The sequence below is a fragment of the Aliisedimentitalea sp. MJ-SS2 genome (genome assembly GCF_032586155.1).
In the GTDB taxonomy this organism is placed as follows: Bacteria; Pseudomonadota; Alphaproteobacteria; order Rhodobacterales; family Rhodobacteraceae; genus JAWHTC01.
Window position 1 is genome coordinate 1 of the sequence record NZ_JAWHTC010000009.1, and the last position, 12,597, is coordinate 12,597.

At 63.6% G+C, this 12,597-nt stretch carries 12 protein-coding genes; 9 read left to right on the forward strand and 3 right to left on the reverse strand.

Annotation, left to right across the window (positions count from 1 at the left end):
• The first annotated feature begins 204 nt into the window (after positions 1 to 204).
• Positions 205 to 861, forward strand: coding sequence for a sulfotransferase family 2 domain-containing protein (locus RXV86_RS21720; RefSeq protein WP_316302660.1), 657 nt, complete (start codon positions 205 to 207; stop codon positions 859 to 861).
• A 30-nt stretch (positions 862 to 891) separates the two neighbouring features.
• On the opposite strand, the gene RXV86_RS21725 is transcribed toward RXV86_RS21720, so the two are convergent.
• On the reverse strand, positions 892 to 1,665 hold the full coding sequence (locus RXV86_RS21725; protein WP_316302661.1) for a sulfotransferase family 2 domain-containing protein: 774 nt from the start codon (positions 1,663 to 1,665) through the stop codon (positions 892 to 894).
• Positions 1,666 to 1,865: 200 nt separating this feature from the next.
• Between RXV86_RS21725 and RXV86_RS21730 the strand changes: the two genes are divergently transcribed.
• From RXV86_RS21730 to RXV86_RS21765, 8 genes are all read left to right on the forward strand, one after another.
• Entirely contained in the window at positions 1,866 to 2,978 is a 1,113-nt protein-coding gene (locus RXV86_RS21730) for a hypothetical protein (protein WP_316302662.1), read from the forward strand.
• The gene (locus RXV86_RS21735; protein WP_316302663.1) at positions 2,975 to 4,780 is read left to right on the forward strand and encodes a glycosyl transferase; all 1,806 of its coding nucleotides are present in this window, start codon (positions 2,975 to 2,977) and stop codon (positions 4,778 to 4,780) included. Before RXV86_RS21730 ends, RXV86_RS21735 begins: the two co-directional genes overlap by 4 nt.
• Before the next feature lie 50 nt (positions 4,781 to 4,830).
• Positions 4,831 to 6,231 carry a phosphomannomutase gene (locus tag RXV86_RS21740; protein ID WP_316302664.1) on the forward strand — a complete coding sequence of 467 codons (1,401 nt, stop codon included), beginning with the start codon at positions 4,831 to 4,833 and terminating at the stop codon, positions 6,229 to 6,231.
• 88 nt (positions 6,232 to 6,319) lie between these two features.
• Entirely contained in the window at positions 6,320 to 6,850 is a 531-nt protein-coding gene (locus RXV86_RS21745) for a hypothetical protein (RefSeq protein WP_316302665.1), read from the forward strand.
• Complete coding sequence (locus RXV86_RS21750) at positions 6,847 to 7,800, forward strand: glycosyltransferase (RefSeq protein ID WP_316302666.1); 954 nt, start codon at positions 6,847 to 6,849, stop codon at positions 7,798 to 7,800. The genes RXV86_RS21745 and RXV86_RS21750 overlap by 4 nt, the downstream gene beginning before the upstream one ends.
• Entirely contained in the window at positions 7,794 to 8,828 is a 1,035-nt protein-coding gene (locus RXV86_RS21755) for a glycosyltransferase family A protein (protein ID WP_316302667.1), read from the forward strand. Before RXV86_RS21750 ends, RXV86_RS21755 begins: the two co-directional genes overlap by 7 nt.
• Positions 8,825 to 9,859 (forward strand): glycosyltransferase family 10, encoded by a 1,035-nt coding sequence (locus RXV86_RS21760; protein WP_316302668.1) that lies wholly within the window; start codon positions 8,825 to 8,827, stop codon positions 9,857 to 9,859. Before RXV86_RS21755 ends, RXV86_RS21760 begins: the two co-directional genes overlap by 4 nt.
• A 69-nt stretch (positions 9,860 to 9,928) precedes the next feature.
• The gene (locus RXV86_RS21765; RefSeq protein WP_316302669.1) at positions 9,929 to 10,720 is read left to right on the forward strand and encodes an FkbM family methyltransferase; all 792 of its coding nucleotides are present in this window, start codon (positions 9,929 to 9,931) and stop codon (positions 10,718 to 10,720) included.
• A gap of 17 nt (positions 10,721 to 10,737) precedes the next feature.
• On the opposite strand, the gene RXV86_RS21770 is transcribed toward RXV86_RS21765, so the two are convergent.
• Both RXV86_RS21770 and gmd read right to left on the reverse strand, forming a co-directional pair.
• Positions 10,738 to 11,259, reverse strand: coding sequence for a hypothetical protein (locus RXV86_RS21770; RefSeq protein ID WP_316302670.1), 522 nt, complete (start codon positions 11,257 to 11,259; stop codon positions 10,738 to 10,740).
• Between the two features lie 142 nt (positions 11,260 to 11,401).
• Complete coding sequence (gmd, locus tag RXV86_RS21775) at positions 11,402 to 12,523, reverse strand: GDP-mannose 4,6-dehydratase (protein WP_316302672.1); 1,122 nt, start codon at positions 12,521 to 12,523, stop codon at positions 11,402 to 11,404.
• Positions 12,524 to 12,597 lie beyond the last annotated feature (74 nt).

Here is a 12,597-nt window from a genome sequence, read left to right on the forward strand (position 1 = left end):
CCCGGTATCCCGATCGACATGTCGGAAAAACTTCTGCGCATGCTCAACGAGCTGGAACATGCCCATATCTATATCGAGCAGCTGAACACCCGTGTGAGCGAGCTCGAGACCGAACTTGAAAAGGCGCGTAGTGTCGAATAATCAGACGCCACGCAGTCAAGTAATGTGCTGGCCCTCCGGGGCCAGCATTTTTTTGGGGGTCGGATGATCTCGGAACGCTACAGGTTCATCTACGTTCACGTGCCGAAAACCGGCGGCAATGCCGTGCAATCCGTGTTGCTGCCGCTAAGCGATGATCGCAAGCAGATCACCCGGCACCAGGATGGCACCGACCGGTTTGAAATCACCGGTCCGATCACGCCCAGAAAACACGCGACATTGGCCGAGTATCACGCCGCCCTTGGGGGTGATCTTAGGGGTTGGCGGGTTCTGGCCACGCTGCGCCACCCTTTTGAACGCGCCCTCTCGGGTTATTTCTCGTCGCATCGCTGGTTTTTCGAACAGCCTGATGGGACCTGGCTCCGGCGCGAGCCGGTTTGGAATGAAGCGGGGTTTGCCCGGATGCTGGAGCGGGGCGAATACCCGGCGATGGTTGACTATCTCAGGCTGGGCGACACCATTCACCGCCCCGATTTCTGCCTGTACCATGATTGCCTGATCGAAAATCTTCAGGCCGCCGCGACGGCGCTTGACCTGCCGCCGTTGCCGCCGTTGCCACAGCTCAACCGGTCTGTGGCAGTGCATGAGAGAGACGCGCTTCTGGCAAGCCGGGCGCTGCGCGATCTGGCCGAGGCCCATTATCGCAGCGACATGGAGTTCTTCTCGTTCCCGTCCTACAGCCCGAACCGCGACAGGTTGTGACACGGGCCGGTCACGGCGGTGCAAACGGGGTCATTCGAAGCCGAACAGTTCGAAATCCTTGCTGTAGATCTCGTCGATCATTTTTCTGGCCGCTGCGGACATGGACCGCCACTCGTCCGGACGGGTCGACACGTTTTTCCGCCCTTCCTGCAGAACGGCGTCAACCTGCGCGACCTGTTCGGGCGGCAGGGCAAGATGCGTTTCCGCGATCTCGTGCAATGCCTGACCCATATCCGAGGTTTTATAGACGGCCGTGTTTGCAGCGGTCGCATCGAACCAGTGAAACTGTGGCCGCGCGGCAAGCACCCGTCGCCAAAGGCCCGATGTCAGGAACGCATCGAATCCGATCGGCTGACCGTTCGGAAACAGGGCTTCGTAGAGTGGATCGCTGGTCTTGGACTTGGTCATCTTGAACCGGTAGGCGGAATAAGTCCGCTCATAGGGGTGGCGGACAAAGATGCATTTCACGGCCCGGTCATAGAATTCCGGCGTGAAAAAGGCTTTGACCGCCTCGACGTCGGAATGCTTGGTCAGATGGTCTACACCGGGTTCAGCACGGGTGATGTTCTGAAGGAATTGCGGTGTGCGGTGCCGTTTCAGCCAGGCTGCATCGCTGAGACCTTCGGGCCGGACATTCGGCCGCCGCCCCACCGCCCCGTCTTCCAGCCGCCTGATCTGCATCTGGCTGCGGAGCGGGATCGTGTCGGTTTCCGATAGAACGGGCGACAGGGCCGCCTCGGCCGTGGTTCCTCCGGTTTTGGGCACGTGTAAAAACAGGAAATTATGTTTTTCTGAAATAATCATGATTGCTCTCGGTTCTGAGGTCAGGCCACCCTTAACGCTTCCTGCGCGAACCCTGCAAGAGCCTTTCAAAGGGCCCGTTATGCGACCGGCATATCGTCGCCTGTCGGGGTTTCCCGGGCGGCCTTTTGCGTTGAACCCGAACCGGAAAACTTCTATCAGGTCGGGAAATCAGCCCGCAACGGTTCGAGCGGTCCTTCACCATGAAAGTCATTCTTTACATCGGTCATCACAAGGTTGGATCGACCGCATTGCAGGTGTTTCTGTCGCAAAACAGCCATCGGCTGTTACAGGCGGGAATCCTCTATCCGGCCGTGGAAATGCAGGGCTTTTCACATCTTCTGTCCAAGGCCATGGGGCGGGGCGACAAGCAGGAGTTCCTGCCCGCCAATATCCGCGAACCGCATAGTGCCCTGGCCTATCGCCTGATTTTCGAGAAAACCAAACGGCCCATTCCACCCCAGTTCAAGATGTTACCGGGGGCCGCCCAGATGCTTCACGCGATCCGCTGTCAGGTCGCACAGGTCAAGCCCAGAACTCTGGTGCTGTGTTCGGAAGCCTTCGCCAATTTCGGCGAGGTCGGACCCGAACTGATTGACCGACTGCGTACCGCCTTCCCCGAGGCCGAGCTGGAAATCTACTGTGCCTTCCGCCGCCCCGACCAGTACCTGGTGGCCTGGCATGGCCAGCGGATCAAGGTGGCCGAACGGGTGCCTCCCCTGCACGAGCTGGCCTGCAGGCATTACCCCGGGACGATCCATTTCGATTTCCGCAAGGTGATCGAGGCCTGGCACACACAGTTGCCCGAGGCGCGTCTCATCCTGCGCAATTACGCCGACATCCTGGCCGCCAAGGGATCGCCACAGGATTTCATGGCCCAGACTGGGGCAGACTGGCCCGAGGGGCTCTTGCCAGTGGGCAAACCCAATCGCAGCCTACCCTTTGCCGCCATGGAAATTGTGCGCCGGGCCAGCATGGAATTGCCCCGGCCGATGGCCCAGAAGTTCAGCCAATACCTGATCCAGAGCGGCCCCGACCTCACGGCCCATCCCGATGACGAGATCGAGATGCTCACGCCCCGGGACCGGAAAACCCTGTCCGACAGGTTCCACCCCATCCATGACTACCTGTCCAAGCTGAGCGGCGCTGCCGCCTTCTTCCCCGATATCGACGAGCTTGCCCGTTCCCGTCCCATCCCCGAGGCGCAGGCCGCCGCCGCCTATCTGGCCCAGCTTGATCCGGCGGCGATGCCCACCCCCGAGATCACCGCCTTCGTGAGTACGCTTCAGGCCGAATACGGAAAACGGGTCCGATGACCGGTACAGCGGCGGGTCCCGACGGGTTGCACCTTCTGCAGAGCCTGATCCTGCCAGAGCCTGCCCTCACCCCGGATCAAGATCCCTACCTGCGGCTCAAGGGGGCGGCCGAGCTCGACCTGGACCATGGGCAGATCACCTTCGCACCCGGGGGCGAAGCGCTGTTCGATGTCTATTTCAACATTTTCAGCCTCGGCAAATGGCGCAAACACTGTGCGCTTAGGGACCTTCACCTTCAGCTCGAAGGACAGGGCCGGTTCGAACTGGTGATCGGGCGCGCCCGCGAAGACCACGACGCCCCCGATCAGCCGCTCATCCGGACCATCACGCTGGACAAGGCCGCGCCTTGCCTGGTGGATCTCTCTACGGTGGTCGCAGAAACCGAAGGCCCGGCGGTGCTGTGGTTTGCCCTGCGCGCCCTTGGTGACGGGTATCTGGCCGGGGCCGCCTGGCAGACGGCCCAGGCGCCGCGCCGCGCACCAATCCTGGCGCTGGCCATCACCACCTTTCGCCGCGAGGCCTCGGTGGCGCGTTCGGTGGCGCGGTTCGAGAATTTCCTGCAATCGCGCCCCGACATGGCCCCGCATCTGCATCTTTTGGTGGTCGATAACGGGCAAAGCGCCGGGCTCACAGCCACCGATCATGTCACCCCGTTCGACAATGCCAATCTGGGCGGCGCGGGCGGTTTTGCCCGGGGATTGATCGAGGCGCGGCACCGCGGGGCAAGCCATTGCCTGTTCATGGATGACGACGCCTCGGTCCACATGGAAAGCGTCGAGCGCACCTGGCGTTTCCTGGCCCATGCCGTGGATGACAGCACCGCCGTGGCCGGGGCCATGTCGATTGCCGCGCATAAATGGGCGATCTGGGAAAATGGCGCGTTGTTCAACCGCCATTGCATCCAGCTCGAGATCGGCACCGACCTGCGTGACCCGGCTGAAGTTGCAGAGCTCGATTTCAACTCCACCGCCGATGTGGCGCATAATTTCTATGGCGGCTGGTGGTATTTCGCCTTCCCGCTGGCCCATGTCCGGCACATGCCGTTTCCGTTCTTCGTGCGCGGCGATGATATCAGCTTCGGCCTGGTGCATGATTTCAACACCGTCACCCTGCCCGGGGTGATGTCCTTCCAGGACGAGGATTTCGCCAACAAGGAATCGCTGCAGACGCTTTATCTCGATCTGCGCAGCCACCTGGCCCATCATCTGGCGATCCCGGCGATGGAGATCGGGCGGCTGGGCTCCATCCGCATCGCTTGGTGGTTCTTTCTGCGCAGTCTGGTGCAATGCCATTACGAGTCGCTTGATGCGCTGAATCTGTCCTTCGCCGATGCGCTTGAGGGTCCGGATTTCTTTGCCGCCAATGCCGACATGTCCGCCCGCCGGGCCAAGCTGACGAGCATGCGCCGGGATGAGGCCTGGAAGGATGACGACAGCCCCCTGCCCGAAACCCGCATCCGGTTTGATCCCGAACGCCGCCTGCCCCGGCTGTTGATGAAATTCACCGTGAACGGCCATCTGCTGCCGTTCTTCCATCTCTATGGCAACCGGATCACACTGGACGCAGGCCTGCGCGGCCAGATCCGCCGCACCTGGGGCGCGACCCGCATCACCTATGTCAACGAGACCGGGCAGCGCTTTACCGTTACCCATTCCAAGCGCCACGCGCTCAGCGCCGCCTGGACCGCGATCCGGCTCAGTTGGCGGCTCTGGCGGCACTATCCGGACATCCGGGACAACTGGCGGCAGGGGTATGACCGGCTCACCACCCAAGCTTGGTGGGAAAAGACGCTCGGCCTCTGACCCTGCCAACCCCACCCATTTTGAATTTCTCGCATTGAAAGGATAAACCCATGGCCCCCAAATTCGGCACCAGCGGCCTGCGCGGCCTCGTCACCGAACTCACCCCTGATTTCGTGGCCGATTACACCCGCGCGTATCTCGCCGCCTGCGATCATGGCGGGGCGGTGCATGTGGGCTGGGACCTGCGCCCCTCTTCGCCTGAGATCGCCGAAGCGGTGATCGCCACGATCCGCGCCGCAGGTGTCCGGGCCATTCGCCAAGGGGCCCTGCCCACCCCGGCGCTGGCCTTGGCCTCGATGGGTCAGGGCCACGGCGCGGTGATGATCACCGGCAGCCATATTCCGGCGGATCGCAACGGGCTGAAATTCTATACCCCCTCGGGCGAGATTACCAAAACGGACGAGGCCGCGATCACCGCCGCCCTTGGTCAGCCCGCCCCAACCGGGGAGACCGGCGCGCAGGAGGAGGGTTCCGAGGCCAAGGCCGATTACGTCACCCGCTACACCAATGCGTTCGGTTCTGATCTTCTGGCCGGGCTCAGCATCGGCATCTACCAGCACAGCTCGGTCGCCCGCGACCTGATGGTGGCCGTGATCGAGGGGCTGGGCGCCCGTGCCGTGCCGCTGGCCCGGTCCGAGGCCTTCATTCCCGTCGATACCGAAGCCGTCGATCCCGACACCCGCGCCATGCTGGCGGGCTGGTGCGCGGAACATGGGCTTGATGCGCTGATCTCGACCGATGGCGATGGTGACCGACCGATGGTTTGCGATGCCAGCGGCCAAATCGTGCCGGGCGATGTCTTGGGTGTGCTTAGCGCCTTGCAACTTGGGGCCAAGGTGATCTGCACCCCGGTCTCGTCGAACTCGATGGTGTCCGAGATGGCCGAGTTTGCCGCCGTACAGCTGACCCGGATCGGATCACCCTACGTGATCGATGCGATGGAACAGGCCCTGGCCGAAGACCCGGCTGCGCAGGTGGCCGGGTTCGAGGCCAATGGCGGCTTCCTTCTGGGCTTCACCGCCACGGGCCCGGCCGGCGGAATGCTTGTGCCGCTGATGACGCGCGATTGCATGTTGCCCATCGTGGCACCGCTGGCGCTGGCGCGCGTCTGCGGGCAAAGCCTGGCCGAGCTGGTCGCCACCCTGCCGCCGCGCTTTACCGCCGCCGACCGGCTGCAGGAGATCCCGACCGAGAAATCGCTGGCCCTGATCGCCGAGCTTGAACGCGACCCCGCTGCCCGTGCGGCGTTTTTCAACGATATGGGGCCGGAACGGGCGCTCGATCTCACCGACGGGTTACGGGTCAGCTTTGCCGATGGCGCGGTGGTGCATCTGCGCCCCTCGGGCAACGCCCCGGAATGCCGCTGCTATGCCGAGGCCGACAGCCCGGAAAAGGCCCGCGCCCTGATGCGCAAGGGGCTTGAAAACCTGCAAGTGCGGCTTGGCGGCTGATCTCGCAGGCCGGGCTTGCCCAATTTCCAGTTGAGTTCTGGCGGATTATCCCGCACCACGAACAGGACAGACGAGGACGTGGCGGAAGATGGACAATATCGCCCTTGGCCCCGACGCACAGGCCAACCATACCCTGGCCGTCCTGCGGGGCGACACAATGGACGGCACGCTTGGCAAGAACGTCGAGTTCCTGCCCGGGCTGACCTTACGTGCCGATCCGGCGCTCGATTTGCAGGGCACCTGGCGCTCGCCGCCCGGGCGGCTTCTGGAGCTTGAGGCCGCGCCGGGGGCACCCGGAGACTGGATCGGGCTGCATCTGACCCTGCCGCTTGCCGATCTGGCCGGAATCGGGTCAGTCGGGTTCGCCGCCCGCGCCAGCGCCTCCAAGACAACGGTCTTGCGCGCCTGTTTCCGATCGGGGGTTGGCCGGGGCTTTGTCGACACCTTCTTTGACAAACAGCTGCTGCTGCGCCCGGAAGAGGCCAGCCATGTCGATGTGCTGGCGCCCAGGATGCGCGCCGACATGCCCGAACGCGCGCCCTGGCGCGAGCTGATCTTCTTCCTGCCGACCGAGGCCTTCCGGATTGCGCTGATCGACCTGCGGGTGTTCGCGGTATGAGCCTGGCGCTGGTCATCCCGGTCCGCGATGACCAGGAGCGGCTGAACCGGCTTCTGCACCAGGCCGCGCAAAGCGGCGTTTTCGACCAGGTGGTGATCTGCGATGACGGCTCGCAGGACCCCGTGACCATCGACCGGGAGATCGGGCTTGGCAACCGGGTCACGCTGCTGCGCCACAAGCAGTCGCAAGGACCGGGGATTGCCCGCAACCGCGCTTTGGCGAAGGTGCGGACCACGCACATGCTCTATTTCGACAGCGATGATTGTCTGACCGGCGAATTGCCGTTGCTGTGGCAGGACCTGCAGGGCGAGGATTTCGATTTCTGCCTTTTCCGCCACCATGACAGCCGCAATGACCGCTGGGGCCAGATGCCCATCGACAATGCCCTCTGGCGCCGGGCCGGGGCCGGGCCTGCGTCGCTGTTCGAACCGGACCGTGCGGCCCTGCTGGCGCTGGCCCAGACCGCCAACTACCCTTGGAACAAGATCTACCGCACCGGGTTCCTGCGCGATCACAAACTGCAGTGCGCCGAGGTGCCGCTGCACGAGGACATCCCCTTGCATTGGCAAAGCTTCCTGCAGGCCGAGCGTGTTCTCGCCTCGGACCGGGTGGCGGCGGTGCATTTCGTGCAAGACAGCGGTCAGCGGATGACCAACCAGAGCGGCGCCGAGCGGCTTTGCGTCTTCGAGCCGCTCGGCACGGTGGCCGAAAGCCTGGCGGACAGCGGCAACACGGGTCTGACCATGGCGTTTTTCGACTTCACCTCCGGGCTTCTCGATTGGGTTCGGGCCGCGCTCGATCCGCTGTTGCGCGATGTCATGGACCACCGCACCGGCACCTTTCTCAAGACCCATCTTGCGCCCGGAATCTTTGACCGGATCGCGCGAACCGACCCGGTGCTGGCCCTGCGGCTTGTCCTGCAGATGGCCGGGAGGCGGGCCCCATGCTGAGCTTTGCCCTGATCACCCATGACGAAGGCCCGCGCCTGCGCCGCAGCCTCGCGGCCCTCGAGCGGGGCTTGCTGCCGGATGAGGACCTGACCGTTTTCGATCTTGGTTCGACCGATGATACCCTGCCCGAACTGGCCAGTTTCATGGGGCCCCGTGCGGGCGAGCTGATCCGGCTGACCCGTCCCGACCTGTCCCGCTCCGAGGCCATCACCCTGGCCCGCGACGTGGCCCGCCACCCCTATCTGCTGGTGCTCGACGGGTGTGACTTGCTCATATCCGAGGCGCTTGACGGATTGCGCCGGGTGCTGGCGCAAGAACCGCAAGCGGTGGTGCTGAACCGGGGCTGGGGGCTTGGCGGGGTCGATGCGATCCTGCCCGCACCCGATGCCGCACGCATGGCGACCCTTGGTTCTGATCCCGACTGCGGCGCCTTGATGACACTGACCCCCGATCCCGACCGCCTGCTGATCCATGCGGGCCTGGCTGGGAAACTGGCCAAGGAACTGGCATGCGAAGCCTGTGCCAGCGGCACCCCGGCGCAGGATTGGGCGCTGTGGCAACAGATCCTGACCCGGGCCGAAAGCGTCGCGCTTCACCCCGAAACGCTCTGGATCTCGCCCCTGCCCGCCCGACCGGTTGCACCCGTCTTCACGGCCATCGCGGCCAGCCCTGCGCCTGTGGAAGAGATCGGGCGGATGCTGAGCTGGGCCGAGGACGCGCTGATCTTTGCCGCCCCGGACGAGGCCCCGGCCCTTCTGCAGGCGGCGCAGGAGATGCTGGCCGCCCTGTCTCCGGAGCATGTCGCGGCCCTGCCCGACACCGCCCCGCTTGTCCCCCTGCTCGCCGCCCTGACGCGTGACGATACGGCCCTGGCCCTGACCCATATTGCCCTGCTGCTGGCCGCGCAGGAACGTCGCCGCAACGACGCGCTCTGTGCTGCGCTGGCCGGGCTGCGCCATGACCTGGACCTTGCCTTGCCCGGTCCGGCCTATCTGCGCGATCTCTACGACCGTATCCGCGCCCGATGATCCGCATCTTCAAGACCGGCCCGCACGCCCATCGGACACCACTGTCCTACCCGGCGCTTGCCCCCCTGTGGGAAGAACAGATCACCCTGGTCGACAGCCCCGGCGCGGCCGATCTCTATGTCTTTGCCCATGTGCTCGACATTGCCGAGGCCCCGCCCGCAATGCTGCAGGACTGGCGTGCGCGCAAACGCCCGGTGGTGCTGCTCTCGGAAGAGCCGTTCTGGGATACGATCTGGGGCAAACGCCCGATGGAACGGCTGATCGAGGTCGACACCCCGGCGGGCCCCCTGCCGGTGATCCAGCTCAGCCACCAGACCTGCGCGATCTACCGGTTCGATCGCATCCCCTATTATCTGCTGACCAATCCGCGGTTCCACGCCATGTACCAGGCCCGGTTCGCGCGCAACGCCGCGCTGTTGCCGCAGGACTGGCGGCGCCTTCTGGCCAGCCGGACCATGGACGTGACGTTCATGTTCGAGCGCCGCCCGGAGAAATACCACGCGGTACACTGGCCCGAGGGCGACCTCGAGGGGCTGTGTTCCTGGCGCACCGAACTGGCCGAGGCCTGCCGCTGGAGCGGGGTCGAGCGCCTGGGGCACAGCTGGCAGGGCGGACAGAGCCGGCTCGACTTGGCGGATTGGTATGGCGACAAGATGGAGCGGCTTGATCGGCGCGCCCGGCTGATGGGGGCGATCGAGAACACCCATCAGCCCGATTACCTGACCGAGAAATTCTTCGATGCCTTTGCCTGTGGTTCGGTGCCATTTTATGTCGCTGCGCCAGGGCACCGGGTGCATACACTCGGCCTGCCACCGGACAGCTGGCTGAACCTGCACGGGCTGAGCCCGGAGGCGGCGGCCGAGCGGTTGCGCAATTTCCGGCCCGACAGCACCGTGGCCGAGGCCCTGGCTGTGGCGCAGACCCGCCTGCTGACCCTGTTAGACAACGATACCGCCTGGGCCGCGGAACGCGCCCGGCTGAAAACCGCCGTTCTGGAGGCGCTCGAGACGGTGCTGGCCGGAGGGAGCTGATGCGGCTGGTCATTCGGGCAGCCCTTAGCATAGCCTCCGCCTAAAGCGTTTTGAAATCGAGGAGTGACCGTGACCCCAGAAGATCGCAAAGCCGCCATCGCGGCCCACAAGGTGAAGGCGAGTTTTTTCGAAGATGTCATCGAGGCGATCTATTCGGCCTGGCTGTCGCCGGGGGATGTTGCGTTGGATTGCGGCGCCAATGTCGGGCGCCATACCCGTAGCCTGGCCGATGTTGTCGGGACCGAAGGCGCGGTCTGGGCGATCGAAGCCGTTCCAATGCTGGCCGCGCGGATTTTCAACCGCCTTGCCCCCGAACATCAGGACAATGTCCACATCATCTGCGCCGCGCTGTCGAACGAACAATCCTTTGCCGAGTTCTTCTACCTGCCCGAGGTGATCGGCTGGTCCTCGCTTTACGAGAGTCACCGGCCGCCAAACCGCGAGGTGAGCGCCAAGCGGCTGATCGTTCCGGCGATCCGGCTCGACGACCTGATGCCCCTGATCGAGCGCTGCGACTTTCTCAAAGCCGACCTGGAACATCACGAATATCCCGCGTTTTCCGCCGGGCGGCGTTTCCTGGAAACGCGCCGTCCCCTGATCGCCTTCGAATTCGGCCCCAGGGCCCCGGCAACGGCCGGCTTTGCGATGGAGGATTTCTTTGGCCTGTTCGACAGCCTGAATTACCGGCTGATGGATATTTTTGGCCTGGATTTCGAGCCGTCCCGCTGGGGGGTGGACCCGCTGCTACCACTTTATTTCATCGCCTGCCCATCAGAGAAGATCGCGCAGTTTAACATGATCGATCTGTCCGGGATCAATCTCAGACAGCTTGCCTTGGCCCGCGAGCGCGGCCAGGCCTAGGGCGCGGCTGTTCAGCTTCAGTTGGTGACCGACAGTTCGAACGTCTCGAAACTCATGTCCATCCGGTCATGATAGAAGGCCAGGACCAGCTCAAGCTCATCGGCCTTCCCGATCAGGTCGTGGTCCAGCGGGATGCGCAGATCACACTCAACCCGTCCGCCCGGCGACAGAACTCCGTTTTCGCTGCTGATATCGACGGTCCCGCCGGGTTTCCTCACATGGCGCAGGAACACGCCAAAGAGGGTCAGACCCTCGCCCTCGCCACGGATACGGACATTGAGGTATTTCCCCTGCGCCAGGGCCGTGTACTCTTCCCGCGGCAGGCGGCATCCGAAATCGGCCCACCGCGCACTGTCGCGATTGCGAAGCGTGATCCGGAACCCGTCACCTTTTGGCCCAAGCGACAGACGCGCCTCACCCCCGGGATCAACCGATAGCCACAGCCCTTCCGCCAGGTTCGAATGACCCTGATAGGCGGTGACCTCCGCGGTGCGCCGCCACAGCGCCGAAAGGCGGCGCTCTCCAATTCTGCTCGTCAAGTCGCTCTCTTACCCCTTTCGAGGCCCCCATTGAAACGTCACGCCAACCCTTGAAACACGCCTATTCGGCGTGGCGCATGAAACAGTCAATCGTTACGCCACATCCCGCCCTGTTCCTGTGCCAGGTCGATGGCGGGATATTTCAGTTCTCCATCGACAGCATGGTGTCATAGCCATGCGATTTCAACAGGACCGCACGTCGCGCCGTCTTCAGGTCCTCGGTGACCATTTCGGCACACATTTCCTGCACCGTGATTTCCGGCTCCCAGCCCAGCGTTGCCTTGGCCTTGGCCGGGTCCCCCAGAAGGGTTTCCACCTCCGCAGGGCGGAAATAGCGTGGATCGATCCGCATGATCACGTCACCGGGCTTGAGGGCCGGGGCCTTGTCGCCCTCAATGGCCTCAACGATGGCAGTTTCGTCCACCCCCTCGCCTTCGAAGCGCAGAGAGATCCCCAGCTCCTGGGCGGTCCAGGTGATGAACTGGCGCACCGAATACTGCACACCGGTGGCGATGACGAAATCTTCTGCCTCGTCCTGCTGCAGCATCATCCACTGCATGCGGACATAATCCTTGGCATGGCCCCAGTCGCGCAGCGCGTCGATATTGCCCATGTAAAGACACTCTTCGAGGCCCTGGGCGATGTTGGACAAGCCACGGGTGATCTTGCGGGTCACGAAGGTTTCGCCGCGGCGCGGGCTCTCGTGATTGAACAGGATGCCGTTGCAGGCATACATGCCATAGGCCTCACGGTAGTTGACCGTGATCCAGTAGCTGTAGAGCTTGGCCACCGCGTAAGGCGAGCGCGGATAGAACGGCGTGGTCTCTTTCTGCGGGGTTTCCTGCACCAACCCGTAAAGCTCCGAGGTTGAAGCCTGGTAGAACCGGGTCTTTTTCTCCAGGCCCAGGAAGCGGATCGCCTCGAGCAGGCGCAACGTCCCGATCGCGTCGACATCGGCGGTGTATTCGGGGCTTTCGAAACTCACGGCAACATGGGACTGGGCGCCGAGGTTATAGACCTCGTCGGGCTGCACTTCCTGGATGATCCGGGTCAGGTTCGAGGTGTCGGTCAGATCGCCGTAATGCAGTTTGAAATGCGCGTCCGAGACATGCGGGTCCTCATAGATGTGATCCACGCGGGCCGTGTTGAACGACGAGGCGCGGCGCTTGATGCCGTGCACTTCATAGCCTTTTTCCAACAGAAATTCCGCGAGATACGAGCCGTCCTGCCCTGTCACGCCGGTAATGAGAGCCTTTTTAACCAAGGGGATTCTCCGGATATCTAAAATGTGTCACCAGTATCGACTGGACTGCTGCGCCCCCAATACAACGACTACCC

What these genes read in the sequence shown, in the direction of transcription:
- RXV86_RS21720 (WP_316302660.1), top strand. Translation starts at nt 205, where the DNA reads ATGATCTCGGAACGCTACAGGTTCATCTACGTTCACGTGCCGAAAACC.
- RXV86_RS21725 (WP_316302661.1), bottom strand. Translation starts at nt 1,665, where the DNA reads ATGATTATTTCAGAAAAACATAATTTCCTGTTTTTACACGTGCCCAAA.
- RXV86_RS21730 (WP_316302662.1), top strand. Translation starts at nt 1,866, where the DNA reads ATGAAAGTCATTCTTTACATCGGTCATCACAAGGTTGGATCGACCGCA.
- RXV86_RS21735 (WP_316302663.1), top strand. Translation starts at nt 2,975, where the DNA reads ATGACCGGTACAGCGGCGGGTCCCGACGGGTTGCACCTTCTGCAGAGC.
- RXV86_RS21740 (WP_316302664.1), top strand. Translation starts at nt 4,831, where the DNA reads ATGGCCCCCAAATTCGGCACCAGCGGCCTGCGCGGCCTCGTCACCGAA.
- RXV86_RS21745 (WP_316302665.1), top strand. Translation starts at nt 6,320, where the DNA reads ATGGACAATATCGCCCTTGGCCCCGACGCACAGGCCAACCATACCCTG.
- RXV86_RS21750 (WP_316302666.1), top strand. Translation starts at nt 6,847, where the DNA reads ATGAGCCTGGCGCTGGTCATCCCGGTCCGCGATGACCAGGAGCGGCTG.
- RXV86_RS21755 (WP_316302667.1), top strand. Translation starts at nt 7,794, where the DNA reads ATGCTGAGCTTTGCCCTGATCACCCATGACGAAGGCCCGCGCCTGCGC.
- RXV86_RS21760 (WP_316302668.1), top strand. Translation starts at nt 8,825, where the DNA reads ATGATCCGCATCTTCAAGACCGGCCCGCACGCCCATCGGACACCACTG.